The sequence below is a fragment of the Pseudomonas sp. Pseusp18 genome (assembly GCF_059506005.1).
In genome coordinates, this window is record NZ_CP169240.1 from 333,363 (window position 1) to 358,638 (window position 25,276).

The 25,276-nt window shown below is 61.7% G+C and carries 25 protein-coding genes; 2 read left to right on the forward strand and 23 right to left on the reverse strand.

Annotation, left to right across the window (positions count from 1 at the left end):
* Window positions 1–248: 248 nt before the first annotated feature.
* The 20 genes from ACEN9A_RS01425 to ACEN9A_RS01520 all read right to left on the reverse strand — a co-directional run bounded on the left by ACEN9A_RS01425 (window position 249) and on the right by ACEN9A_RS01520 (window position 18,362).
* Window positions 249–1,475, reverse strand: a complete 1,227-nt coding sequence (locus ACEN9A_RS01425) for a beta-ketoacyl-ACP synthase (protein ID WP_019581869.1) — start codon at window positions 1,473–1,475, stop codon at window positions 249–251.
* Entirely contained in the window at window positions 1,475–2,203 is a 729-nt protein-coding gene (gene fabG / locus ACEN9A_RS01430; RefSeq protein ID WP_019650775.1) for a 3-oxoacyl-ACP reductase FabG, read from the reverse strand. Before fabG ends, ACEN9A_RS01425 begins: the two co-directional genes overlap by 1 nt.
* On the reverse strand, window positions 2,203–2,661 hold the full coding sequence (locus tag ACEN9A_RS01435) for a hotdog family protein (protein WP_018928602.1): 459 nt from the start codon (window positions 2,659–2,661) through the stop codon (window positions 2,203–2,205). The genes fabG and ACEN9A_RS01435 overlap by 1 nt, the downstream gene beginning before the upstream one ends.
* A complete protein-coding gene (locus tag ACEN9A_RS01440; protein ID WP_258672099.1) occupies window positions 2,658–3,854 on the reverse strand; it encodes a beta-ketoacyl-[acyl-carrier-protein] synthase family protein in 1,197 nt (398 codons plus the stop codon). Before ACEN9A_RS01440 ends, ACEN9A_RS01435 begins: the two co-directional genes overlap by 4 nt.
* Window positions 3,851–4,348 (reverse strand): DUF3261 domain-containing protein, encoded by a 498-nt coding sequence (locus ACEN9A_RS01445; protein WP_018928600.1) that lies wholly within the window; start codon window positions 4,346–4,348, stop codon window positions 3,851–3,853. Before ACEN9A_RS01445 ends, ACEN9A_RS01440 begins: the two co-directional genes overlap by 4 nt.
* Entirely contained in the window at window positions 4,348–5,073 is a 726-nt protein-coding gene (locus ACEN9A_RS01450; protein ID WP_258672101.1) for a class I SAM-dependent methyltransferase, read from the reverse strand. The genes ACEN9A_RS01445 and ACEN9A_RS01450 overlap by 1 nt, the downstream gene beginning before the upstream one ends.
* On the reverse strand, window positions 5,070–6,317 hold the full coding sequence (locus tag ACEN9A_RS01455) for an NAD(P)/FAD-dependent oxidoreductase (RefSeq protein ID WP_258672103.1): 1,248 nt from the start codon (window positions 6,315–6,317) through the stop codon (window positions 5,070–5,072). The genes ACEN9A_RS01450 and ACEN9A_RS01455 overlap by 4 nt, the downstream gene beginning before the upstream one ends.
* Window positions 6,304–7,461, reverse strand: a complete 1,158-nt coding sequence (locus ACEN9A_RS01460) for a sodium:proton antiporter (RefSeq protein ID WP_258672105.1) — start codon at window positions 7,459–7,461, stop codon at window positions 6,304–6,306. Before ACEN9A_RS01460 ends, ACEN9A_RS01455 begins: the two co-directional genes overlap by 14 nt.
* Window positions 7,461–9,800 (reverse strand): MMPL family transporter, encoded by a 2,340-nt coding sequence (locus ACEN9A_RS01465; RefSeq protein WP_258672107.1) that lies wholly within the window; start codon window positions 9,798–9,800, stop codon window positions 7,461–7,463. The genes ACEN9A_RS01460 and ACEN9A_RS01465 overlap by 1 nt, the downstream gene beginning before the upstream one ends.
* Window positions 9,784–10,350 carry an outer membrane lipoprotein carrier protein LolA gene (locus tag ACEN9A_RS01470; protein WP_258674129.1) on the reverse strand — a complete coding sequence of 189 codons (567 nt, stop codon included), beginning with the start codon at window positions 10,348–10,350 and terminating at the stop codon, window positions 9,784–9,786. The genes ACEN9A_RS01465 and ACEN9A_RS01470 overlap by 17 nt, the downstream gene beginning before the upstream one ends.
* A gap of 146 nt (window positions 10,351–10,496) precedes the next feature.
* Window positions 10,497–10,922 carry an acyl-CoA thioesterase gene (locus tag ACEN9A_RS01475; RefSeq protein WP_258672110.1) on the reverse strand — a complete coding sequence of 142 codons (426 nt, stop codon included), beginning with the start codon at window positions 10,920–10,922 and terminating at the stop codon, window positions 10,497–10,499.
* Window positions 10,915–12,459, reverse strand: a complete 1,545-nt coding sequence (locus ACEN9A_RS01480) for an HAL/PAL/TAL family ammonia-lyase (RefSeq protein ID WP_019650767.1) — start codon at window positions 12,457–12,459, stop codon at window positions 10,915–10,917. Before ACEN9A_RS01480 ends, ACEN9A_RS01475 begins: the two co-directional genes overlap by 8 nt.
* Window positions 12,440–13,387 (reverse strand): lysophospholipid acyltransferase family protein, encoded by a 948-nt coding sequence (locus ACEN9A_RS01485; protein WP_019650766.1) that lies wholly within the window; start codon window positions 13,385–13,387, stop codon window positions 12,440–12,442. The genes ACEN9A_RS01480 and ACEN9A_RS01485 overlap by 20 nt, the downstream gene beginning before the upstream one ends.
* The gene (locus ACEN9A_RS01490; protein ID WP_019650765.1) at window positions 13,384–14,118 is read right to left on the reverse strand and encodes a glycosyltransferase family 2 protein; all 735 of its coding nucleotides are present in this window, start codon (window positions 14,116–14,118) and stop codon (window positions 13,384–13,386) included. Before ACEN9A_RS01490 ends, ACEN9A_RS01485 begins: the two co-directional genes overlap by 4 nt.
* Window positions 14,111–15,793 (reverse strand): acyl-CoA synthetase family protein, encoded by a 1,683-nt coding sequence (locus ACEN9A_RS01495; protein WP_258672114.1) that lies wholly within the window; start codon window positions 15,791–15,793, stop codon window positions 14,111–14,113. Before ACEN9A_RS01495 ends, ACEN9A_RS01490 begins: the two co-directional genes overlap by 8 nt.
* Window positions 15,790–16,335 (reverse strand): COG4648 family protein, encoded by a 546-nt coding sequence (locus ACEN9A_RS01500; RefSeq protein WP_258672115.1) that lies wholly within the window; start codon window positions 16,333–16,335, stop codon window positions 15,790–15,792. The genes ACEN9A_RS01495 and ACEN9A_RS01500 overlap by 4 nt, the downstream gene beginning before the upstream one ends.
* Window positions 16,332–16,586 (reverse strand): acyl carrier protein, encoded by a 255-nt coding sequence (locus ACEN9A_RS01505; protein ID WP_007936741.1) that lies wholly within the window; start codon window positions 16,584–16,586, stop codon window positions 16,332–16,334. The genes ACEN9A_RS01500 and ACEN9A_RS01505 overlap by 4 nt, the downstream gene beginning before the upstream one ends.
* Window positions 16,587–16,595: 9 nt before the next feature.
* The gene (locus tag ACEN9A_RS01510) at window positions 16,596–16,871 is read right to left on the reverse strand and encodes a phosphopantetheine-binding protein (RefSeq protein ID WP_018928588.1); all 276 of its coding nucleotides are present in this window, start codon (window positions 16,869–16,871) and stop codon (window positions 16,596–16,598) included.
* Complete coding sequence (locus tag ACEN9A_RS01515) at window positions 16,849–17,661, reverse strand: lysophospholipid acyltransferase family protein (RefSeq protein ID WP_258672117.1); 813 nt, start codon at window positions 17,659–17,661, stop codon at window positions 16,849–16,851. Before ACEN9A_RS01515 ends, ACEN9A_RS01510 begins: the two co-directional genes overlap by 23 nt.
* Window positions 17,637–18,362: a beta-ketoacyl synthase chain length factor gene (locus ACEN9A_RS01520; protein WP_258672118.1), complete on the reverse strand. Its 726-nt coding sequence runs from the start codon at window positions 18,360–18,362 to the stop codon at window positions 17,637–17,639. Before ACEN9A_RS01520 ends, ACEN9A_RS01515 begins: the two co-directional genes overlap by 25 nt.
* A 356-nt stretch (window positions 18,363–18,718) precedes the next feature.
* Here ACEN9A_RS01520 and ACEN9A_RS01525 point away from each other — a divergent pair, with 356 nt between their 5' ends.
* Window positions 18,719–19,489 carry a ParA family protein gene (locus ACEN9A_RS01525; protein WP_018928585.1) on the forward strand — a complete coding sequence of 257 codons (771 nt, stop codon included), beginning with the start codon at window positions 18,719–18,721 and terminating at the stop codon, window positions 19,487–19,489.
* Between the two features lie 7 nt (window positions 19,490–19,496).
* On the opposite strand, the gene trxC is transcribed toward ACEN9A_RS01525, so the two are convergent.
* Window positions 19,497–19,931 carry a thioredoxin TrxC gene (trxC, locus tag ACEN9A_RS01530; RefSeq protein WP_030129872.1) on the reverse strand — a complete coding sequence of 145 codons (435 nt, stop codon included), beginning with the start codon at window positions 19,929–19,931 and terminating at the stop codon, window positions 19,497–19,499.
* Window positions 19,932–20,148: 217 nt separating this feature from the next.
* On the opposite strand from trxC, the gene ACEN9A_RS01535 reads away from it, so the two are divergent.
* Window positions 20,149–20,370 carry a hypothetical protein gene (locus ACEN9A_RS01535; RefSeq protein WP_258672119.1) on the forward strand — a complete coding sequence of 74 codons (222 nt, stop codon included), beginning with the start codon at window positions 20,149–20,151 and terminating at the stop codon, window positions 20,368–20,370.
* A gap of 20 nt (window positions 20,371–20,390) precedes the next feature.
* On the opposite strand, the gene selO is transcribed toward ACEN9A_RS01535, so the two are convergent.
* Both selO and mscK read right to left on the reverse strand, forming a co-directional pair.
* The gene (gene selO / locus ACEN9A_RS01540; RefSeq protein ID WP_258672121.1) at window positions 20,391–21,854 is read right to left on the reverse strand and encodes a protein adenylyltransferase SelO; all 1,464 of its coding nucleotides are present in this window, start codon (window positions 21,852–21,854) and stop codon (window positions 20,391–20,393) included.
* A 48-nt stretch (window positions 21,855–21,902) separates the two neighbouring features.
* Window positions 21,903–25,253, reverse strand: coding sequence for a mechanosensitive channel MscK (gene mscK, locus ACEN9A_RS01545; protein WP_258672123.1), 3,351 nt, complete (start codon window positions 25,251–25,253; stop codon window positions 21,903–21,905).
* Between the last annotated feature and the right edge of the window lie 23 nt (window positions 25,254–25,276).

Sequence of the window (25,276 nt, forward strand, 5' to 3'; positions counted from 1 at the left end):
GAGTCGCCACCCGTTGTCTCCCGTTAAGTTTCAAGCAATACTGCCCGCGTTCCCGAAAGGGGCTTGTGAGACTCTGAGGATCCTGGGTAACCAGCCATCGCAGAGCCAGGCAGGTACCGGGCGATGACAAGCCGACCTGTTTGTGAAAGGGCGCCGAAAGGCGCCCTTTGTCGATTCTGGCGTTACTGAACCTTCGCCAAATCCCCTTTCAGCGCAACCCCGGTAATGATCGCCCCTGCGTGGCTCGTTTACGACCAGCGGCGGAAGATCAACGAGGTGTTGACCCCACCAAATGCGAAGTTGTTGTTCATCACGTACTGGTTGCTCATCTGCCGGAATTCACCGCGCAGGTAATCGAGCTTGCCGCACTGGGGATCGACCTCATCGAGGTTGAAGGTGTGCACGTACAGGTCGCGGTTCATCATTTCGATGCTGAACCAGGACTCCAGCGCGCCGCAGGCTCCCAGGGTGTGGCCGAGGAAGCTCTTCTGCGAGCTGATCGGCATGTGTTCGCCGAACAAACTGTTGGTCGCCAGTGTTTCGGCAATGTCACCCTGTTCTGTCGCTGTACCGTGACCATTTACATAGCCGATGGCGCTTGGGTCGAGCCCGGCGTCTTCCAAAGCCAGCTCCATGGCCCGGCGCATGGTGATCAGCTCGGGGCGGGTGGCATGCTGGCCGTCGGCGTTGCTGCCGAAACCGACGATCTCGGCGTGGATGCGGGCGCCACGCGCCAGGGCGTGTTCGAGCTCTTCGAGTACCAGCATGCCGCCGCCCTCACCGATGACCAGGCCATCGCGGCCGCTGTCGTAAGGGCGCGGGCTGGTTTGCGGGGCATCGTTTTTCAGGCTGGTGGCGTAGAGCGCATCGAACACCATGGCCTCGGTCGGGCACAGCTCTTCGGCGCCGCCGGCGAGCATCAGCGGCAGGCGGCCGAACTTGATCGACTCGTAGGCGTAACCGATGCCCTGGCTACCGCTGGTGCAGGCACTGGAGGTCGGGATCAGTCGGCCGGTGAGGCCGAAGAAGATGCTGATATTCGCTGCCGTGGTGTGCGGCATCATCCGCACGTAGGAGTTGGCGTTCAGGCCTTCGGCCACCGAATTGAGCAACATTTTGCCGAACGCCTTGATCTCGTCGGTGCTGCCGGTGGACGAGCCGCAGGACACGCCCATGCGCCCGTCCTTGATCGACTCATCACCCAGTAGCCCGGCGTCCGCCAGGGCCTGTTCTGCAGCACCGACTGCCAGCCGCGATACCCGGCCCATGCTGCGCAACTGCTTGCGCGTCCAGTGGCCTGGCACCTGGAAGTCGTCGATTGGCCCGGCCAGGCGGGTATTGAGTTCGGTAAAGCGATCCCACTCGTGCATGCGACGAATGCCGCTGCGGTTGGCGGCGAAGTTGGCGGCGATGGTGTCCCAGTCGCTGCCCAGTGAGGTGATGCCGGCCATGCCGGTGACGACGACGCGCTTCATCAGCACAGGCCTCCGTTGACGGCCAGAACCTGCCGGGTGATGTACGAAGCTTCCGCCGACATCAGGAAATTCACTGCACTGGCCACCTCATCCGGGGTGCCCATGCGTTGTGCGGGGATCATTTTCATCAGTTCTTCCACCGGCACGTTTTCATCGAGCATCGCCGTGTCGATCAGGCCGGGTGCGACACAGTTAACCGTGATTTTGCGCTTGCCCAGCTCAATCGCCAACGCCTTGGCCGCGCCGATCAGACCGGCCTTGGAGGCGCTGTAATTGACCTGTCCGCGATTGCCGATCAGCCCGGACACCGAAGTAATGCAGACAATCCGCCCGGCGGCGCGACGACGGATCATCGGCATCATCACCGGGTGCAGCACGTTGTAGAAACCGTCGAGGTTGGTGCGCATCACCACATCCCAATCCTCCTCGCTCAGGGCCGGAAAAGCACCGTCGCGGGTCAGGCCGGCGTTGAGTACCACGCCGTAATAGGCGCCGTGAGTTTCCACGTCGGCTTCAAGGATGGCTTTGCAGCTGGCGCGGTTGCTGACGTCGAATTGCAGGATGCGCGCGTTACGCCCGAGGGCTTCGACTTCGGCTTTGACGGCTTCGGCGTCCGCCAAGCCGTTGCGGCAGTGCAGCACGATGTCATGCCCCGCTCGGGCCAGACGCAATGCGATGGCGCGGCCAATACCACGGCTGGAGCCGGTGACCAGTACGGATTCAGTCATCACTCGACTCCTTGGGATTCATGCAGATATTGAGCGGCTTGAGGCGGGCGGAACACGTTCAACCGGGCGGTCGCGTGGATGCCGGGGGCGGTGATGTGGCATTCGAACACGCCCATGCCGTTGTCGTCTTCCAGCGAGCGTATCCCATGGATGGTCAGCTCGGTGCCGGCAGGGAAGTGTTCCACGTTGCATTCGAATTTGCGGCTGCCGAGCAGGAAGCCCAGTTCCACCGCATTGCCTTTCTGGCGCGCATGGCAGCCAGCGTAAGCGGCGACGCTCTGGGCCATCAACTCGATGCCGACCCAGGCCGGCAGACTGCCGTCGGGGCGATTGAACAGGCCGCCGGGCTTGACGGTGAGTCGGGTATAGATCTGCTCGTCGTCGAACGACAGGATCTGATCGATGAGGATCATGTCGCCGGCATGGGGCAGCAGTTCGGCGAGCGGCCAGGTAATCATGGGGCGTCTCCGATAATCAGGCTGACGTTATTGCCACCAAAGGCAAAGGAATTACTCATCAGGTAGCGGGGTGCAATGGACGTCAGGTGGTCGGTCGGGGTCACCCAATGCAATGCCGGCAACTCGGGGTCGGGCTGCCCGTCCCAGACATGGGGCGGCAGGGCATGCTCGTGGTTATCCGCGCTCAGGCTCAACCAGCAGAACGCCGCTTCCAGGGCGCCAGCGGCGCCGAGGGTATGGCCGGTCATCGGTTTGGTCGATGAGCAAGGCACGCCTTGTGGAAACAGCGCCGTCACAGCCAGGCTTTCCATGGCGTCATTGTGTTGGGTGGCGGTGCCGTGCAGGTTCAGATAGCTGATCTGTTGGGGTTGCAGGCCTGCGCGGCTCAAGGCTTTGTGCATGGCTTGCCGGGCACCACGGCCGGTGGGCTCCGGCGCGGAAATATGGTGTGCATCGGAGCTGGCACCACTGCCGAGCAAAGCAATCGGTTGGCCGCTGCCGGCGGTTTTGCTCATCAGAAACAGCACTGCGGCTTCGCCGATGTTGATACCGTTGCGGTTGGCCGAGAACGGGTTGCAGCGCTGCTCGGACACCGCTTCCAGGGCTGAGAAGCCATTGAGGGTCAGCTTGCACAAACTGTCGACACCACCGCACAACACGGCATCGCACATGCCCAGGTCGAGCAGTCGTTGGGCACTCATCAGAGCGCGGGCGCTGGAGGTGCAGGCGGTGGAGATCACATAGGCCGGGCCGCTCAATTGCAGCCAGTCGGCGAGAAACGTCGCCGGTGCGCCGAGCTCTTGCTGCTGATAGTCATAATCAGCCGGGAAGTGATGTTCGCGGATGTAATGGGCCAGGCCGCGGCTGGCTTCGTCGATGCCTGAGGTGCTGGTGCCCAGAATGACGCCGATACGGTCGCGGCCGTAGGTCTGGATCGCCTGCTCGATGTCTTGGCGAATTTGCAGCGCGGCCTCCAGCAGCAATTGATTGTTGCGACTGCTTTGATGAGCCAACTCAGCCGGAATCGGTGCCAGCTCACCACGCACCGCCGCCACTGGCAACGAGCGCTCCGCGACCCAGCCGGCCTCGTTGCGTATGCCCGAGCAATCGCCGGCAAACAGGTTGCGGGCGACTTCCTGCTTGTCGCGGCCGAGGGCGCAGATTACCCCGAGGGCGTTCAGGTAAGCGGTCATGGTGTGTTCTCGCCTAACGGGGTGACGCGATAATGCGGGCCTTGGGACACGTTCAATTCAAAGCTCGGTGGTTGCGAAAGACTTGGTTGTGAATAGCGGATGTTCCAGCGCGCCGACAACGACCGTTGCCCGTCATGCTGCCGGGCGGCGGGATAGTTGCCGTGCAACTCGCCTTCGGGGGTCAATGCAAACAACAGGGCGGCGAACAGCTCCCGGGCTTCCGGATTGGGTGGTAGCAAACCGTCGGCTTGCCATTGGCCATCGATCAGTTTCTGTCGTGCCACGGGAATCCCCAACGGGTCCATCATCGACCAGCGAATGCCCGGGCCTTCACGCTGGATCACCAGGAGCCAGTCCTGACGCTGCTCGGCCATCTGCCGTTCGATGTGTAGTTGCAGTGGCAACGCCAGGTTCGGGGTTCGCTCGGGCAGCGGCGTCTGGCTGGCACAGGCGCTCAGTAGCAGGACACAACCCAGAAGCAGGAAACGGATCATCAGACACTCTCTTCAAGGGGCTTGCGCGCGACCACATTGACCAGGGTTTCTTCCCGTTGGCCAAAGGGTTTTGGCTGGCGCAAGCCGAAGCGTTCGAGCAGGCCGAAATCCTTGGCGCGACTCCACCACAAGTAAGGGTAAGACACGTTTTTCGGGCCGAATTCAAAACCCTGCCGACGAATCATCTCCAGGTAGCCGGCGGCGCTCTTTTGCACGTGCATCGGATGGCGGAACAACCAGCGAATCACCCACGTATCAATGTAAGCCTCGGTGGACTCGGCGAACAGCAGATAACCGCCCGGCTTGAGCACCCGATAGAACTCGGCCAGGGCCTGATCCTGCTCGACAAGATGATGGAAGGTCTGGTGACAGAACAGCAGATCGACACTGGCGTCCGGCACTTTGATGCTGGCGCAGTCACTGCCGATCAGCTCTACATCAATGCCCTGGCGGACCGCTTCTTCGCCGCTCAGGTTCAGGCTGTGAGGGTCGGCGTCCAGCCCGATCAGGCGCTTGGGCGCGAAGGTCTGGCGCAAGTACTGGAACGACTTGCCCTGGCCGCAACCGGCATCGAGCAATACCGGGTTGTCGGGCAATGGCTCGCTGAACAGGCTGCGCAAATCATTGATCGCCACTCGCAATACATGGTGCTGCCAGGTGTGGCTGCGCAGGAACCAGAAACCGAAACGGGTTTCTTCGACGTAGTTGTCGCTCAAATAACTCATGTCGCATCCTTTGCGCAAAGCTCTGAGATCATCCGCAGTCGACGTTTGGCTTCGCTGACGAACGGGTTGCGTTCATCCCAGGCGTAACCCGCGAGGATCGAGCTGATCATGCGGCGAATATCCTCTGTACCGCCCTGATAGAAAATCACATCCTGAAAAGTCCCTGCGTACCAGCCTTCGACGTAGCAACGGAAGGTGTCGACGCCGCGCTTGAGCGGTTCGGCGAATTCGGTCTGCCAGTCGACGCTTTCACCTTGCAGTTGGCGGTGCAGCACCCCGGCGGCCATGCTCGCCGAACGCATGGCGATGGTCACGCCGGAGGAGAACACCGGGTCGAGAAATTCCGCGGCATTGCCCAATAAGGCGAAGCCAGGGCCATGCAGGGTTTTGACGTTGGCCGAATAACCGCCGATGGTTCGCGCGGGGGTATCCCACACCGCATTGTTCAGCACCCCGGCCAGGCTTGGAGTTTCAGCGATAAAGCCGCGCAGGCAGTCGTCCAGATTCTCGGTGCGGCCTGCGAAGTGTTCGGCGGCGGCCACTACGCCCACCGAGCAACGACCGTTGCTGAACGGGATGGTCCAGAACCAGATGTCGCGCTGGGTCGGATGGGTGGTAATGAGGATTTTTTCCCGTTCGAAAGCCGGGCTGTCGATACAGTCTTCGACGTGGGTGAACACCGCCTGGCGCACCGGAAAGTTCGACGGTGCCTCAAGGTCCAGCAAGCGTGGCAGTACGCGACCGTAGCCGCTGGCATCGAGCACGAAATCGGCCTCGACGCGGTATTGGCTGCCATCTTCGCGAAGCACATCGAGCTGCGGTTTCGCCAAGCTGAAATCAACGCTGACGATGGCTTCGCCGTAACGGACGTCGACTCCCTGCAGTTCAGCCTGGTCGGCCAGCAGCTTGTCAAAGTCGGCGCGCTGGACCTGGAAGGTCGTCGGCTTGCCGTTGCTGAACGTCTCGCCGAAATCGAAGGTGCTGTACTGATCGCCCCAGGCGAATGCCGCACCGTTCTTCAACTGGAAACCGGCCGCATTAACCGCCTCGAGCATGCCGGCTTCTTCGACGAAATCCAGGCAGTGGGACAGCAGGCTTTCACCGATGGAAAACCGCGGGAAATGCTGGCGTTCGATCATCAGCACATCATGGCCTTTGCGCTTGAGCAGCGCGGCGGCGATGGCGCCCGAGGGGCCGGCACCGATCACCACCACCTGACGACGTTCCATTTCAACTGTTGGCACGGGTGCTCCTTGCCGGGGCGGCGATGTTCAAAGGGATTCGGTGCATGCCGGCGAGTGCCGGCAGCAGGGTTGCGACCAGGCCCATCAACATCAGCGCGAAATACAGCTCGGGGCTGATGAGTTGTTGTTGCAGCAGCAGGTTGAGAAAGACGATTTCGCTCAAGCCGCGGATATTCAGTAAAAGGCTTTCCCGCCAGCGGCTGGCGCCTTCAAACGAGACGCCGGCCCAGCCGAGGCCCAGCCAGTTGCCCAACAGCTTGCTGGCGATCGGCAACAACAGGAGCGCGGCCAGTTGCACCCCACCGAGGCTGTCGATGGCGTTGTGCACGTTGATCTGCACGATGCCGAACGTGAGGATCAACGGGATGGCGATCCAGGTCTGCAAACGACTCATCCACGCCGTTGGCAATGGCAGTACCAGCGACACCTTGAGCGCAGCCATGCACAGCAGGTAACCGATGCCGAAAATCAGCGCATTGAGCTTGAAGTGTTCGGCGACCACCAGCAGCGCGAAGAAGCAACCGCTGTGCAGCAACGGTTGGCGCAACCCGAGCAGTCGCAGCAATAACGGCAGACAGGCGCTGGCCAGCGGCAGCAACAGGCTGCTCAGGTGCAGGCTGCCCTGGGCGAACGCGAACAGGGTCCAGCAGGTCAGGTCGATCAATATCGCGGTCTGCACCAGGCGTCGGGTGGCGGCGGGCGGGTAGTTGATGTGTCGCAGGTACAGGTACAACACCGGAATCGCGGTGATGGCGAACAACAGACCGACCGCCAGCGAGCTGATCCACGGCTGTGGCGGCAGTAACCAGACCGCTGTCGCCAGCCCGCAGGCAAATGGAATGCAGAAACTCGGCAGGGCGATTTTCAGGCTCTGGCGATCCAGTCGCAGGTCGATCACGTCGCTGAGAATGTGCCCCAGCAGCAAGGCAAAGCTCAGGCTGTAGAGGTTCTTCAGCCAACCTGGCGAGATCAGGTCGGCACCGCTCAGTTGCCAGCCCGGTTCGATCCAGAAATACATCAGCAGCGGCAGGCCGAAGGTTGCCAGCAACAACTGGCTGACGATCGGAATCAGACCGAAACGTCGACCGACGTGGGTGGCCATGGCGAACAACACCAGGGCCATGACCCAGAACGCCGCAACCATCACGCTGCTGGCTCCGCAACCGGTGCGGTATGGACTTGGCGTCCGGCCCACGGCGCCAGGATGAAGCTGTATGCCAGGCCGAGGCTCACCGACAGGCCGAAGTTGCTCACCGCCGGTGTGCTGGATACCGCCAGCAGGCCAAACGACAACCATGTGGTTGCGGCTGCCAGCATGGTGCCCAACAGGCTCGCGGCGGCACCGCCGATCTGTTCGCGCATGAGGATCGCGTAGTCGACGCTGATGGCTGTCACCAGCAGCAGGCCGAACAGGCTGAACAGCGTCAGCGGCTGACCCAGCCAGCCGAGGCTTGCCAGGCTGCACAACGCCGCCAGCAGCGGCAGGGAGACGATTCGCAGCGCGCCGCCGAGACCGAAGGGCAGGATCAGCACCAGCACGATCAACACGCAGGAGGCGAGTTTCAATTCAGCGGCGCTGATTTGAGTTGCGGCGAATACCTTGTTCAGGTCGCCGAGGCGGTCGACCAGTTGCACACCCGGCAAGTCCAGCGCCTGGACCCGCAACAGCGCTGGATTGTTCAAGCCCTGCAGGCTGACCATCGCGGCCACGCCGTTATCGGTCGGCCCCAGCCACAGGGTGCGATAGGGCTCGGCCAATGGGCCGGCCAGCGCCGCGTCGATGTCTTCGGTGGGCAGCGCCTGTAACTTCACCAGCTCGGCTTGCAGCGCGTCAGCAGGCACGCCAAGGTCGAGCAACGGTTGCCAGAATTGCGGCAGCTTGCCCAGTGCATCACGCACTTTACGCTGTTCGCTCGGCGTACTGACCAGCTGGTTGAGCGACAGGTAGCCCTGGAGTTTTTCCAGATTGACCAACTGATCCAGACGCTCGCTCAGTGCCGTCAGGCGTTCGAGCAACTCCTGCTGATTGGCCGCGCGCACCAGGAAGAACTGGCTGGTGGGTTGATGGCCGGTGACGCGCGCAATGGTCTGCGCCTCGTCCGTCAGTTGTTGCGGTGCGCCGATCCATTGGCGAATGTCGTTTTTGGTCTGCAGCTGCAACAGACCGCCGACACAGAAGGCGATCAGCAGCGCCAGCAGCACCGGCGTGCGTACGTATTTGAGCAGCGATTCACGCAGCGCCAGCAAAGACTCGGCAATGCGCATCGGCCATTGCGCCGGACGCAGTTGCACGCCCTTGAGCAGCGCCGGCAGCAGACACACCGCCGACAGATAAGCGCCGAGCAGGCCGGCGGCGGAGAACACGGCAATCTGGGTCAGGGCCGGGAACGGCGTCCAGGCCAGGGCCAGGTAGCCGATGCAACTGGTGATCAGGCTCAGCGTCAGTCCCGGCAGGGTCAGGCGCAACGCCGGCCAGCTGTGCCAGGGTTTCAGGCTCCAGCTTTTCGACAGGTAATGCAGTGGGTAATCCACCGCCACGCCGATCAGGCTTGAGCCCAGCACCAGCGTCATCACATGCATCTGACCGAACAGCGCCACGCAGGCCACCGCGCCGAACAGCATGCCCACCAGCACCGGGACGAACGCCAGCACCACCCGCCAACGCCGGAAGGCCAGCAACAGCAGCAACAGAATCCCCATCGTGGCGCCGCCGCCGACCCAAGTAATCTCGCGTGCGGCTTGCCGTTGACCGCTGGCGGCATACAGCAGGCCGCTGGCAGCGAGCAGTTGTACATCCGCCTGGGCGGCTTCTTCGCGACTGTGCTGGAGCAGGTCGGCCACTTGCAGCGGCAGGTTCATGTCGAATGCGTTGCCGACGGTTCGCGCCCGCAGCATCACCCAGCTCTTGCCGTCGGCATCGGCGACCAGCACGCCGCTGCCGATGTCCAACTGCACCGAGCCGCGCTGTGGCTGGCTGTTCTGGATGCGCCCGGTCAGGCCGAGCCAGTCATCCTGGCTCGGCACCAGGCTGAACCCGGTGAAGGGATCGAACAGGGCTTGCACCCGTTGCTGGATAAAGGCGTCGGGGTGCTCGATGAGTTGCTGGCGGTCGGCCGCGGACAGCATCGCCAGTCGGCCTTGCAGCAATTGCGTGCGCAGCGCCGGCAAGTCGGCTTGCAGGTTCCACTGGACCTTTTCGAACACGCCGCTGGCCTGCCACTGCTCACCGATTTTTTGCGCCATGGCGATGGCTTGCTGACGGTTTTTATGGCCGACCAGCACCAGCATTTCCCGGTTCAGCGGTTCTTGCATGCGTTGTTCGGCGCGCAGTTCCAGCGCGTCCGGCGCGGTACCTGGCACCAGTTCCATCAGGTTGGCGGACAGTGGAGCGCCATCGCGCCACTGCCAACCGGCAAGCGCGAGCACCGCCAGCAGCAGGATCAGAAACAGCCGTGGCAGCGTCCGTTCACTCGGCAAAGTCATGTTGCTCCGCATCGCTCAAAGGTTGGGCGCTGGTGCTGTCCTGCATGCGCAACAGGGTTCGGTCACCCTGGGTTTCGAGCAGCTCGATGTTGTGCACCAGTTCGCCGCCGTCAATGTTGATCTGATTGAACACCTGCTTGAGCAGCATCGAACGCGGGGTCAGGGTCAGTTTCCAGTTCTGCGCATCGCCGCTCAGCGACAGCTCGAAATCCCGTTGCAGGCCACTGCTGTCGCCTTGCAGCACGGCGAGGAACAAACGGTTCTGTTCGGCGCCGGCACTCTTGTTCGGCAGCATTTGCCAGCCGCTGGCATCCCGCCGGGCAATGCCCTTGTCGCTGATGCGGTAGTCCTGTTGCAGCGGTGTTTTCAGCAGCCAGAGCAAGCCGTGACTCTTCGCCAGAACGAAGGTGCCCTTGCTGGTCAGCGGCTGGGGCAGGGCACGCAGGTGTTTTTCCTGGATGAAGTTGCCGTGGATCACATCGGGTTTGGCCAGTTGATCGCTCAGTTGCTGCAGATCGAAGGCCTGGGCCAACGAAGAAAAGCCCAGCATCAATATCAAGCTCACACCAATCCCGTAGCAGCTGCCGAGCCTGCGAGGCTGCGTCCGGCGGCGAAGCCGTCGTTCAGGCATATCCGGTGGCGACTGCTGCGCAGTCGAACGCAGGCTTCGCCAGCTGCTACAAAGGAATCGCAAATTCATGGCAGCACCCCTTCAACCGCGTCGGTAAACACCTTGGGCGAAGCCAACTGCATTTCGCGGCTGCTCATGTCGACGGCAACCTGCACTGAAACAGCGCGGGTCAGACGTTCGCCGGTTGCTAGATCGCTGATCAGGTAATTGATCTTCAGTCGGTTCTCCCATTCCACCAGGCTGGCGCGCACATTCAGCTTCTGGCCGAACACGGCGCCGCGCACATAGCGCAACTGCAAATCGATCACCGGCCATGCGTAACCCGACGCAACCATGGCGTCGTAGTTGTGGCCGATCCTGTCCAGCAGCGCACAGCGGGCGACTTCCAGGTATTTGACGTAATGGCCGTGCCAGACCACGTTCATGGTGTCGACGTCAAAGAACGGGACGAGGATTTCCGTATCGGTGTGAAGCACTCCCTTGCTACGCATGCAGCCTCCAGTGTTGCTCGGCGATGCGTTGCAGGCACAGGCGCAATTCGCCTTCCAGGGCACGGTCTTCGATGACTGGCGGGAAGTCCTTGGCCAATTCTTCGTGCATCGCGGCCAGGGCCGGCGGCAGTGGGCGCGCGTCTTCAGCCTGGCCGCGCAGCCACACGCCTTGATTGGCGGCCAGCAGCGTGGCGGCGGCAACCTGTTCGGTCAGCTCCAGCACGCGGATGGCGTCGCGGGCGGCGATGGTGCCCATGCTGACTTTGTCCTGGTTGTGGCACTCGGTGGAGCGCGAGAAGACGCTGGCCGGCATGGTGTTTTTCAGGGCTTCGGCGGTCCAGGCGCTGGTGCCGATCTGCACGGCCTTGAAGCCGTGGTTGAGCATCGCACGGTCGGCAGTGGCGCCGGACAGGTTGCTCGGCAAGCCATGGTTGTAGCGTTCGTCCACCAGCAGCGCGAGCTGACGGTCGAGCAAGTCGGCGACGTTGGCCACCAGGTTTTTCAGGCTGTCCATGGCGAACGCGATGTGGCCGCCGTAGAAGTGCCCGCCGTGCAGCACGCGTTCGGCTTCAGCGTCGATGATCGGGTTGTCGTTGGCGCTGTTGAGTTCGATCTCGATGAACGAGCGCAGCCAGTTCAGGCTGTCGGCCAGCACACCGAGCACGTGTGGCGCGCAACGCAGGGAGTAACGATCTTGCAGGCGATGCAGCGGCGCGGTCGGCGCGTCGATCGCCAGATCCTTGCGCAACCACGCGGCGACTTGCATCTGCCCTGGATGGGGTTTGGCGGCGAACAGGCGCTCGTCGAAGTGCTCCGGGTTGCCCTGCAAAGCGACCACGTTCAGCGCGGTGATGCGCGTGGCCAGCTGCAGCAGGTAATCGGCACGGGCGTAAGCCAGGCACGCAAGGCCGGTCATCACGGCGGTGCCGTTCATCAACGCCAGGGCTTCCTTGGGGCGCAATACCAGCGGCTGCCAACCCAGTTCGCGGTGCACATCGGCAGCTTGTCGGCGTTCGCCGCGGAACATCACTTCGCGCTCGCCGGACAAGGTTGCGGCGACGTAGGACAGCGGCGTCAGATCACCGCTGGCGCCCACGGAACCTTCTTCCGGAATCAGCGGCAGGATGTCGTGTTCGAGGAACGCTTGCAGGCGCTCCAGCAATTCCACGCGTACCCCGGACACGCCCTGGCACAGCGACTGCAAACGCGCCGCCAGCACCGCGCGGGTGGCCTGGGCGTCGAGCAGTTTGCCCAGGCCGCAGCCGTGGAACGTGTACAGATGACGGGGCAACGCCTCGACGTGATGCAGCGGCACCGCCACCACGCAGGAATCGCCATAACCGGTGGTCACGCCATAGATCACACCTTCCTTGTCCAGCAGGGAGTCAAGGAACTGCGGGCCCTTGGCAATGCGCTGGCGAAACTCGGGGTCGCCCTGCAACTGCGTTGGCACCTGACGGTTAGCCAGGGCCAGCACGTCTTCGATGCACAAAGGGAGTTCGCCGAAGGTTACCGGCTCAAGCGTTGGCGTCGTCATCGGTCTTCCAGAAAGGGTAAAAGTTGAACCATTGTTGGGGCGCTTCGAGGCAATAGTGACCCAGACGTTCGGCGTAGCGGGAGGCCCACTGATGAATGACCTGTTCGCGCTCGCTGCGTTTCCATACCACCGCCTCGGTGAACGGTTCGAGGGTCAGTCGATAGTCGCCCGTGGGTTTCTTCAGGCACAGCAGCAGATTGACCGGGCATTTCAGCAGACCGGCCAATAGCCAAGGGCCCTGAGGGAAGGCTGCCTGATGACCGAGAAAGTCCACCGTCACGCTACGCCCGCCATGCAGCGGTACGCGGTCGCCGGCAATTGCCAGCCACTCGCCGCGCTCCAGGCGCTCATGCAGTTGCAGCATGATCACCGGGTCGAGCTCGCTGACCTGGATCAGCCGCAGATTGGTTGCCCCGGCTTCGCCCAGCAGGCGGTTGAACTGCTCGGCGTGCTTGGTGTGCACCAGCACGTTCATGGTGACTTTCTCGCCGATCTCGGCCAGTGCCCGGCAAACCTCGAGATTGCCCAGATGCGTGCCCACCAGCATCTGCCCGCGTGTGCCGCGCAGTTTATTGCGCAGCAGCGCCGGGTCGATGATTTCGATCTGCTCGATGCTCAGCTTGCCGTTCCACACGTCGAGTTTGTCGAGCATGGAATCGGCGAAGGCCATGAACTGGCCGAACACCCGCCAATGGGTCGGACGCAATTCGCTGCGCCCGCTCCAGTCGGCGAGCCGCTGCTGGTATTGCCAGGCGCTTTGGCGGGCGCTGCGTCCGAACAGGAAAAAGTACAGCACGATGCCGTACAGCAGTGGGCTCAGCAGGCGTCGGCCCAGGACCTTTGCGCAGAATGCGGTGAACTTCATCAGCCAGAAACTGCCACGCTCCTGGCGATCGGCCCAGTGCTGTTTGTCTACGTTGTCGCTCATGCTCGCCACCGTCGCCAGAGGATCACCGGTGCCCGCAGCAACATGCCGAAGAACAGCCGGGTGTGCATGCTCGTAATCAGTACGTTGTCGTAGAACAGACGGAAATGTGAAACGCCATCCAGCGGGTAATGGACCCTGGTTTTCAGCCATTGCATCGGCAGATTGCGCCAGGCCAGGCGCACCAGGATGTCGGAGTCGAAGTCCATGCGCTTGCCGATTCTGGCCGAGTCGATCAGTGCCAGGGTTGGCGGTAATGGATAGACACGGAAGCCGCACATCGAGTCGCGAATCTGCAGCGACAGGGTGTTGATCCAGACCATGACGTGAGTCAGGTAGCGCGCGTACAAACGACCTTTCGGCACGCTGGCGTCGTATTGCGGATAGCCACAGATCACCGCCCCAGGATGGTTGCGTGAGTATTCGATGAAGACTTTGACGTCTTGCAGGTCGTGCTGGCCGTCGGCGTCTACCTGCAGGGCATGGCTGAAACCCAGGCGCGAAGCTTCCCGCAGACCGGTCATCACTGCGCCGCCCTTGCCCTGATTGACGGTGAGCCGGATCAGATAAACCCGGTCGCGCTGCGCCAGTTGGTCGAGTACCTTGGCGCAGGCGGGGCTGCTGGCATCGTCCACCAGAATGCATGGCAGGTCACAGGCAAGCAGCGCATCGACCACGGCAGTGATTGCGGTTTCGTGGTTGTAGACCGGGATTACGGCGCAGGGGTTATGCATCGCCGGTAGCCTCCAGCAAAATCCGCCCGCTGGAGCAGGTGGCGGTTTCGTTGCGATAGGCGAAATACAATTTGCCGCGCGCCGGGTCGAAGCGCAGGTGCAACTGGATTTCATCGCCAGGGCGTACCAGTTGCTGGAATTTCAGCACTTCCATGCCGGCGAACTTTGCCGGCAGGTCCATCAATTGCTGGCCCAGGCTCATTGCCCACTCCACTTGCACCACGCCGGGCAATACCGGGGCCCGGGGAAAGTGTCCGCTGAAATACGCCAGGTCCGGCGGGACGGCCAGTTGCAGGCTCCACTCACCATCGGCTTCGACCTGCTCCAGCACTTGCGGCGCCTTTGGGCGGGGCGCCAGCAGCAAGGCTTCAACCTCAGCCTGGGGCAGTTTGCCCTGCGCGTTCAGCGGCAACTGCCGCAACAGGCGCCAGCGTCGTGGCAGGGCCAGCGTTTCACAGTGCTGGCTCAGATGCTGACGCAACGCTTGCGTGAGGCTGCGTCGTCCCTGATTGCGCAACGCGTGCATACCTCGCTCGCTGAGCACCAGCAGCGCCCCCAATGAGGCGCGGTTTTCCTGAACCACTCCCAGGCGGGCTTCGGCGACCCAGGCGTGCGCCATCAGCGCGTGTTCGAGCATGGGTAGCGAGATACGTTTTTCTTCCAGTTTGACGATCCGGTCCAGCCGCCCCAACAGCTCGAAACGGCCGTCGGCGGCGATGCGCGCGGCATCGGCGGTGTGTTCGATATGACCTGCCGGCAGGTATGGCGATGCGATAAGCAGGGCGCCATCGCTGTCCTGGCTCAGCTCCACGCCGGCGAAGGGCTGCCAGAGAGCCTGACCCTGACGCCAGGCGATGCCACCGGTTTCCGAGCTGCCGAGGATCTCGGTCGGCCATTGTTGCAGGCGTTCGTAAAGGCTTTGCGAGGCTTCGGCGGGTAACGCGCCACCGGAGGAGAACACTCGGCGCACTGCGCTCAGCGCTGGCCAGTCGAGGTTGTCGCCCATGCGCTTGAGCAATGCCGGGCTGGCGACCCAGGCGAAGGCCGGGTGTTCACGGCTGGCGCGTTGCAAGTCTTCCGGGAAAGCCAGTTGCTTGCGCACGAACGAACGCCCGGCGCACAGCGGCCACAGCACCCGAAACAGCAAGCCGTAGATGTGCTGGGTGGCGACGCTGCCGATGATGCAGGCTTCGCCCAGATCTGCGCCCCACAATTGCTCCAGCGCTTCGACTTCATTGGCCAGTTGGCGCAGGGTTTTGTCGATGCGCTTGGGTTCGCCGCTGGAGCCGGAGGTGCACAGGCTCAGCTGACAACGATCCAGGTCCAGCGGGTGGGCTGGCAGCGGCGGATGCCGATAATCGCTCAGGTGTGCATCGTCGGCCTGATCGGTCAGCCACAGATCGACCTCGGTCGACCAGCGCTGGCGCGTCTGCGCTTGCAGGTCGGCGGGCAGCAGTACGCTGACCCCGGCACGCCAGGCGCCGAGCAGGGCAATGGCCAGGTCGGCGGCGTCTTCAAGGTGCACGGCGATGCGCTGCACACCCTGGGCTTGCAGGCCGGCAGCCAGGCTCAGGGCCCGGTCGCACAATTGCGCGTGATTCAACGCCGGCTCCGCCGTCACGGCACGCTCCGGCTGAGCCTTGAGCAGCAGTTGCTCAAGTTTTATCCAATTCATGGGTGGCCTCGTACCCGTTGTCGTATCAGCCATTCAATGGCAAACATCAGGCCGATCAATCCATAGGAGATCAGGCCGGTGTACAACATCCACCAGCTCAGCGGCGCCCAAAGGGTCAGGGCGGCGGCGCACAAACCGTTGCAAAGAAAAAACACGCTCCAGGCAATGGTCACCTGGCGGGTGTAGCGAATGGCCCTGGGCGGTAATTCCGGTTCTCGCAGGCGGGCCAGGCGTTCGACCATCGGCGGGCCGTATTTCAGGCTAAGACCGAACAGCACCAGCATGAACGCGCTGATCAGCACTGGGTACCAGCGCAGCAGCACCGGGCTGTCGAACGCTGCCAGCAGCAGGCAGAACGCGATGGCGACCGTGGACATCCACAGGCTGCCGGGGCGCCGTTCGCCGGTCAGCGCTCGCGCCAGCCACAGGCTGCCCAGCAGCAGACCGAACTGCCACGGGGCAAAATGCTCCATGCCGAAATACACCGCAAAGGGGTACAGCAGGCCTGCGAGCAGCAGGCCAAGGCCGATCAGTCGGCTCATGCGGCGGGCTGAACCAGACGGTAGACCGCCTCGACCACGTCGCTGACGGTACGCACCGATTTGAATTCTTCGGCGGCGATTTTCTTGCCGGTCTGGCGTTTGATGTGATCGATCAGGTCGACCGCATCGATGCTGTCGATTTCCAGATCCTGGTACAGGTTGGATTCCAGGCTGATGCGCTCGGGGTCCAGCTCGAAGAGTTCGACCAGAGCATCGCGCAGGGTGTTGAAAATATCGTCACGAGTTTGCATGGTCCGGTCTCAAGCTGCCTGTTTTGCAGTGACGAACGCCGCAAGGCTCGCCACGTTGCTGAAGTGATTACGGGTGTCCTTGGCGTCGGCATCGATTTTGATACCGTACTTTTTCTGGATCGCCAGGCCGAGTTCCAGTGCGTCTACCGAGTCCAGGCCCAGGCCTTCGCCGAACAGCGTCTGGTTGTCGCCGATGTCGTCGACGCTGATGTCTTCGAGGCCCAGGGCTTCGATGATCAGCTCTTTGATTTCCTGCATCAGGCTAACGGTGTTCTGATCGCTCATCTTCGGCGAGCTCCTTGATAAAGTAAGAATGCAAATAGTCGTTGAGCTTTCGCGAGGCCTGGGGTGCAGGGCCTTGCGTAGCGAAGGCCTGTGGGTCTATATCGGCCCCGACGCGAAAACTGAAGTGCACGCGGCGTTTGGGGATCCGATACCAGGGTTCGGCCTTGGTCAATGTGGTCGGGTTGACCTTGATAATCACCGGGGTGAGGATTCTCGCACCGCGCAGCGCGATTGCCGCCGCCCCCCGATGAAAGGCCGGCGGTTGGCCGGGTCGGGTCCGGGTGCCCTCGGGAAAGATGATCAGGGTCTGACCGCTTTTCAGCGCATCGGCAGCGGCGTCGAGCATGTCCATGCTGCCATCGTTGCTGATGTATTCGGTACAGCGTAGCGGACCGCGAGTGAACGGGTTTTCCCAGAGGCTTTTCTTGACCACGCAGTTGGCGTGGCGCACCAGGCCGATCAAAAACACCACATCGATCAGCGAGGGGTGGTTGGCGACGATCATTTGGCCTGGGCGCCCGAGCTTTTCCGCCCCCTGAATGTCATAGGTCAGCACGCCACTGCGTGCCATGAACTGAATGAAAAACCAGAAACACCGACTGACCGTATGTCGCGCGCGCTGACGATGGACCTGAGCGTCTCCTGGCAGGCAGTTCAACAGCGGGAACACCACCAGTCGCAGGCACAGGCTGCTCAACCCGAACAGGGTAAAGCTTGCGGCGGTGGCCAGCAGGCGCCAGTAGTAGGCGTCGCGGTTTTTATCGGTTACGGGTTGCGTTGCCAGGTCCATACACGATTTTTCCAGACATGTTGGCAGGTAGTCTGCTGGCCGAGCAGCGTATGCAACAGATTCAGGGCATGGGGCCAGCGGGCTTTGGACAACGTGTGCGGGGCGCTGTTCAGCGACAGTTGCCACTGATTGCCGGGGGTGATCAACAGGCCGACTGCGTAAGGGAATGGCACATCATCGATCCAGGCCGAGTAGGCGGCGGGCGGTTGCTCTTCGGTGACGATCAGCAGTACCGCGGGCGCGCCTTCCTCAAGCAGCGCCGCGGCCTCTAGCATGCCGTGTTCAAGGCCATCGCCGGCGGCGGCGAGGGCGGTCATTTCGCTGGTTTCGCCACGCATGATCGACCACAGGCCGATGACCGCGTTGTGCACCGAGAGGCTGAACTGGGTGGGCGATAACGGTTGGTCGGTCGCCAGATCGCTGAGAATTTCGAAGGTGCGCGGGGTTTCGCCGTGGCGAGAAATAAAGACCAACGGTAAATCCGGATGACCATCGGCCAAGGGCCAGCCGACACTGAACGCCATCCGCGCCAGACGGCTGAGTCTCCGACGCTGCATGGCCGGCAGAAACGACACATCCGGGGCGGCATCGCTGGGCTCGAGCACGACCGGTTGTCGGCTCCAGGCCTGCCAATCATCCACGCTTTCAAGCCCAGGGGCCCAAGCGCGCCATTGGGCGATGTTGAAGTTGATCACAGACATTCATCCCGCCCCTGCGGGCTTCCTTTAACGCGGTGAGTCGCAAGAACCGCGGCTGACCTGACGTGGCGCTTAACGCCGAGTGGCGCGCATTATCCCGGTGCTGCGGGCGTGTAGCAAATGCTGGTTACATTTTGCGCAACGAAATGTACCGTCTGGTTCGCGAAAAGCTGTCGTTTTGCCATTATCCACAATGCGGCGGACATGTCTGTCGGCACTGTCGGCTATCAATGGACGAGTTGGCAGCTTTTCAGGCCAGAGATTTGCCTATGACTGTGTAGTCTAGATGCTGGCGAGGTAGCTAAGCAGCGATGTGGACCACTACACTCGGTCATTCTTTGATACACGGAGGTTTAGACATGCGGCGCGTGGTGTTCAATCAGAAAGGTGGCGTGGGCAAATCAAGCATTGCCTGCAATCTGGCGGCGGTCAGCGCCAGCGAAGGCTATCGCACGTTATTGGTGGATCTCGATGCCCAGGCCAACTCCACTCAATACCTGACGGGGCTCACCGGTGAGGATATCCCGATGGGTATCGCCGACTTCTTCAAGCAGACCCTTTCCTCCGGGCCGTTCTCGAAGAAAGGTCAGGTCGACATCTACGAAACTCCGTTCGACAACCTTCACGTCATCACTGCCACCGCCGAGCTGGCAGACTTGCAGCCCAAGCTTGAGGCCAAACACAAGATCAACAAGCTGCGCAAATTGCTCGAGGAGCTGGACGGCGATTACGACCGGATCTACCTCGACACCCCGCCGGCGCTGAATTTCTATGCCGTCTCGGCCTTGATCGCCGCTGATCGTGTGCTGATCCCCTTCGACTGCGACAGCTTCTCGCGCCAGGCGTTGTATGGGCTGTTGGCGGAAATCGAAGAGTTGAAGGACGACCACAATGAAGGGCTGGAAGTCGAAGGCATTGTCGTCAACCAGTTCCAGGCTCGCGCCAGCCTGCCCCAGCAAATCCTCGACGAACTGATCGCCGAAGGGCTGCCGGTGCTGCCGGTGTACCTGGCCAGTTCGGTGCGCATGCGCGAATCCCATCAGGCCAACACGCCGCTGATCCACCTCGACCCGCGGCACAAGCTGACCCAGCAATTCGTCGAACTGCACAACCTGTTGGAAAATGCCTGAAAGGCAATCAGATCCCCTGACTGCGCAACCAGCTCATCAACTGCGGTAACGGGAAGGCCCCGCTTTGGCGAGCCACTTCCCGGCCGTTCTTGAACAGAATCAGGCTCGGGATCGAGCGAATCCCCAGCTGCGCCGACAACTGTTGATTCGCCTCACTGTCCAGCTTGGCCAGCCGACACTTGCCCGCCAATTGCCCCGCCGCCTGCTCGAACACCGGCGCAAACGATTTGCACGGCCCGCACCAATCCGCCCATACATCCACCAGCAACGGCAGGTCACCCTTGATCTGACTGGCGTAATCGCCTTGCTTCAATTCGAACGGCTTGTTCAACAAGACCTCGGCCTTGCAGCGGCCGCACTTTGGATGATCGTTGAGGCGCTCGGCGGGGATGCGGTTCAGGCCGTTGCAGTGGGGGCAGGGGATGAGGAGTGGGTCGGTCATGATCGGGTTCCGGATGAGTAGGCAATCTATGGAACTGATCTGGAGTCGGAAATGATGTTTATCAAGGTGGGAGTTTGTAGGCAATAGCCTTCCTTGGTTAGAGATACCCCCTACGAGTAATGGTGTCCCCGACTGATTGGCTGCGAGCGATTCAACTCTTAGTCTTGATCCGTATCTTCACGCAGCAAGACCGAAGCGCCACTAATAGGGAGCAATAATGAGCGATATCGTTAAGCAAGCCATTGAACATTGGCCATTTGTAGCCTGGTTGTTAAAGCGACCTGAATCGGAAGCTGAGTACAACCTGCTGGCTGAGTCGCGGTACGAGTTGCTAGCAATGATGGACGGCGATGAATTACATCCATTGGAAAACCTGGTGGAGATCATAGGCGACCATATCGAAGCCTATGACCAAAAGCGCCGGCGAGTACCCGTCTGAATATTCAGTGTTGTTCAGTCTCACGACGAACAACTGATCTCCAGATGCTTGCCCCATTCAGGTGGCCGCTCGGCATAACTTTCCATCCCCGGCTGCTCCTCGAACGGATTGCTCAGTACCGCGTGCAGTCGACGAACTTCTGAATAGTCGCCGCTTTCCGCTGCATCGATGGCTTTCTGCGCCAGGTAATTGCGCAGAATGTACAGCGGATTCACCGCATGCATCCGTTCGCGGCGCAGCTCCTGATCAGCCTCACCTTCACGGGCAACTCGGGCACTGTAGCGCTCACCCCAGGCATCGAAGCCCTTGATGTCGACGAAGTCATCACGCAGGCGGGCGACGGCCAGTTCGGGTGATTCATCGCCCAGGCGGCGGAAGAACAGGCTGTAATCGACGCCGCTGTTCTGCATCAGTTGCAGCAGCTGCTCCAGCAGTTTCTGGTCGTCGTCTTCGGCGGTAGTAAGGCCGAGGCGGCGGCGCATCAGGTCCAGGTAGTGGGCCTGGAACAGTGGCAGGTACAGGCCGAGGGTCTCGCGCAGGGCTTCGACGCTGATGAACGGTGTCAGGGCCTGGGCGAGGGCGCTGAGGTTCCACTGGCCGATCGGTACCTGGTTGCTGAAGGAGTAGCGGCCCTGGTCATCGGAGTGGTTGCAGATGAAGTGGGCGTCGAAGTCGTCGAGGAAGGCAAACGGGCCGAAGTCGAAAGTGATGCCGAGGATCGACATGTTGTCGGTGTTCATCACGCCGTGGCAGAACCCATAGGCCTGCCATTTGGCGATCAGTTCGGCATTACGCTCGACGATTTCGCGGAACATCGCCAGGTACGGTTCCGGCTGTTCCAGGCAGTGCGGGAAGTGCATGGCCAGCACGTGCTGGCCGAGTTCTTTCTGCTGCTCGGGGCGCTTGGTGTAGTAGAAAAATTCGAAATGCCCGAAGCGCACATGGCTCGGCGACAGGCGCAGGACCATGGCCGCGCGTTCCTGTTTCTCACGCCAGACCGGCGTGTCGGAGCCGATCACGCACAATGCGCGCGTGGTGGGGATGTTCAGGGCATGCAGGGCTTCGGAGGCAAGAAATTCGCGGATCGAGGAGCGCAGCACCGCGCGTCCATCGCCCATGCGTGAGTAAGGCGTCTGACCGGCACCCTTGAGGTGCAGGTCCCAATGCTCGCCGGCTTCGTTATAAACCTCGCCCAGCAACAGGCCGCGCCCGTCGCCCAACTGCGGGTTATAGGAGCCGAACTGATGCCCGGAATAGACCATCGCCCGCGGCTCGGCTTCGGCCCACAGCTTGTGGCCGCCGAACAGCTCGGCGAACACTGGCGTTTCGGCCTCGGCCGGATCCAGGTCCAGCAGCGCCATGGCGGCGGGGCTGGCGACCACCAGTCGCGGAGACGCAATGGGCTCAGGCAGTACATGAGTTGAGAACGCGTCGCCCAGGCGGGCGAAGCGATTGTCGAAGGTCAGTTCGTCGAGGGCTTTCAACGGCCATCTCCAGCAGAATGTCCGAGCATTCTGCTAGGGATAGCACGCTTAGTCGAGTTCGACAGGCGGTGGCTCTTGCCGCGGTTTGCTGGTGGGTGCCGGAACAATGGTTTTGGTTTCCGGTTCGATCGGCACCATCTTGTATTCCTGGCCCTGAAGGTTCTTGAGATAGACCTCCATCTGCCGGAACGAGATGTTGATGTGCTGCTTCTTGAACTCGCGATTGATGAAACGGTTGACCTCATCGAGCACCGGGTTACGGTCGCCGAGGTCACGCACATGCATGCGCAACTCGTGGTCGAGGGTGCTTTCGCCGAAGTTCAGGAAGTACACCTGGGGTTCCGGGTCCTTCAGCACGCGCGGGTTATTGCGGGCCGCCTTGAGCAGCAGCTCTTTGACCAGGTCCAGGTCCGAGCCGTAGTCGACGCCGAGCTTGAGGGTCACCCGGGTGATGGTGTCGGTCAGCGACCAGTTGATCAGTTGCCCGGTGATGAACGTCTTGTTCGGGACGATGATGTCCTTGCGGTCAAAGTCGGTGATGGTCGTGGCACGGATGCGGATCTTGCTCACCGTGCCCGACAGGTTGCCGATGGTGATGGTGTCGCCGATCCGCACCGGGCGTTCGAACAAGATCATGATGCCGGAGATGAAGTTGGCGAAGATTTCCTGCATCCCGAAACCGAGACCCACCGACAGCGCCGCCACCAGCCATTGCAACTTGTCCCAGCTCACGCCGAGCGTGGACAGGGTCGAAACAAAACCGACGCCGGCAATCACATAGGACAGCAACGTGGTCGTGGCGTAGGAGCTGCCCTGGGCCAAATTCAGCTTCGACAGCACAAACACTTCCAGCAGACCCGGCAAGTTGCGCGCCAGCGCGAAGGTGATGCCGATGATGATCAGCGCGCCGAGCATGTCGCCGATGCTGATCGGCACCATGCTCATGTTGGCGCCGGTGCCGCTGGTGTATTCGTAGAGGGTGATGTTGTCCAGGTACGAGAACACCGAGATCAGGTCCGACCAGACCCAATACAGCGCCGCGATGAAACCGCCGAGCAGGGCCAGGCGGATCAGTCGCAGGGACTGCTCGTTAACCTTCTCGATGTCCAGGGTCGGCTCTTCGATCACCGCTTCGCCGTCGCCAGCCTCTTTCGCGGCCTGGCGTTTGGCCAGGGCGCGCTGATAGGCCAGGCGGCGTGCCGCAACGCTGAGGCCGCGCACGAAGGTTGCTTCGATCACCAGCCAGAACATCAGCAGGTACAGGGTGTTGATCAACCGGTCGCTGAGTTTCAGCGCGGTGTAGTAGTAGCCGAAGCACACGGCGACGAACAACGCGATCGGCAGGACAGTGAACATGATTCCCACGGCCTTGCGGAACAGCGAGGCGTTTTCATGGGTTGGGCTGCTGACCAGCAGGCGGCTGAGCAGCCAGGCCATCAAGGCGTAGCAAGTCAGCACCACCGGCATGCCAAGCACGTCATCGGCCAGCACCGCTGGTTGCAGTTCGGCGACCGCCACCACCGTCACCAGGGCCATCACCACCAGCCCGAGCCGGCGAATCCAGCCTTGAAGGAATTCGACCTGGGGCTTTTCCCAGCGGAAATGCAGTTCGGCCACGCCACCCGGCGCGAGGATGCGGTAGGCGGTGTAGAACACCAGCCAGGCCTGGGCCATCTGCAGCAGTGCCGCGCCCATATTGGCGTTCTGCCCGCGGGCGTCGATCTGCAAGGCCAGGCCGCACAAGGCCAGACCCAGGGAAACCGGCATCGCCAGCAGGATATTGATCAGAATCGCTTGCGGGGTGTGCCACTGGCTGTCGCGCTTGAAGTGGCCGATGTCCTGGTGAACTTTGCTCAGGCGGGCATAGAGATTTTTGCGGCGCCACAGCAGCGCGCCGATCAGCAGGGCCAGCGGCAGGAACAGCAGCGGCCGCTGCGTCAGGCCATCGGCCAATTCGCTCAGGCTCGAAGCCCACGGCAGGGTCGTGACCTGGCGTTGCAGGCGTTCCGGCACGCCGTGCATCCACTCAAGATCCAGCGGCTTGTTGCTGGGAATCCAGAACATCTGCTCGTCCAGCGTAGCCCGCAGACTTTGCGCGGTGCTGAGCAGTTGTTTCTGGTTGAGTTGCAGCGTGATGGATTCGTTGAGCACCGCGCTCAGTTCGCGATTCAAGCGCTCCAACAGGTCCGCACGGGTGTTGGCCAGGTCCAGCAAACTCTTGCGCAGTTGCGGGGTGACTTGCTCGGGTGGTTGAGTCGCCAGCAGGTTATCGACGTAGGTGATCGGGTTGCTGAGCAGTTCCCGTTGCTGGCTGACTTCGAACTGATACAGGCGAATGTCGGCAATCTGGTCGGCCAGATCGCGGTCGAGCCTTAGACGCGGCAGGGCCTGTTTCTGTTTGTAGAGAATCTTGGAGAGCAGCAGGCTGCCCTTGAGCACGTTGATCTGTTCGTCCAGCGCCGAGTCGCTCTGGGTCACGCTGTCCAGTTGCTGCTTGGTCTGCAGGTTCTGTTGAGTGACTTCGTTGAGGCGGTCGGTGCTTTTGAGCAGGTAGTCGGAGAGCTTCAGGTTGGCCGCGCTTTCGGTGGCCAGCAGGCTACTGCCACCGGCCTTCTGCGCCTCGATGGACTGCTGGGTCACGGTCTCTTGCGACTGGGCCAGGCGTTTCTGGTTGATCAGGGTTTGCAGGTCCTGGATCTCCTGATCCAGGCGATCGGATTTTTCCGACAGCAAGTCGTGCTGGCTGTTGCCCAGGTCCTGCAACAGGCTGTTGCCGGCCAGTTCCTGGCGACGCAACGGAATCAAGGCGTTCAGTGCCGTGAGTTCGGCGTTGAGCTGATCGCGTTGCTCGGCGGTCAGGGTCTTGCCGCTGTCCTTGCCGAGCTTGAGGATGTTGTTGATCTGCTGGATGCGCGTCTGGCTGGCGGAGATCTCGGCCTGGGCACGCTCGGGGCGGGTCTGGGCGGTAATGATCAGGCTGTTCGCTTCGGCCAGGGCTTTCTGCAAATCGCTTTGCTGAGTGGAGCGTTCGGTCAGCAGTTGTTCGAGCTGCTGAATCGTCTCTTTGGTATAGCGTTGCCCCACCGGCACCACTCTGGTGGCCTTGAGGCGGGTCAGCTCGCGCTGGTTCTCGATGTTCTGCCTTGGAGCGTTGGTCAATTGCTGCTTGAGATCGATCAGCTTCTGGTCGTAATCACGCCGGTTGTTGAGCTGGGTGAGCGTGCTCTGCAGGACCGCTTGCAGGGCTTTCTGATCGGCCTCCGGCAGTTTGCGGTCGGCGATCTTGTCCAGGCTCGCCTGCACGGCTTCGCTGGATGGCGGCTCGGCGGCTTGCAGCGTGTTGATGGAAAGACTCAAGCCCAGCAGGGCCATGATGAAAAAGGTGCGCAGAGTTGACATAGAGACCGATCGAAAACGAGACG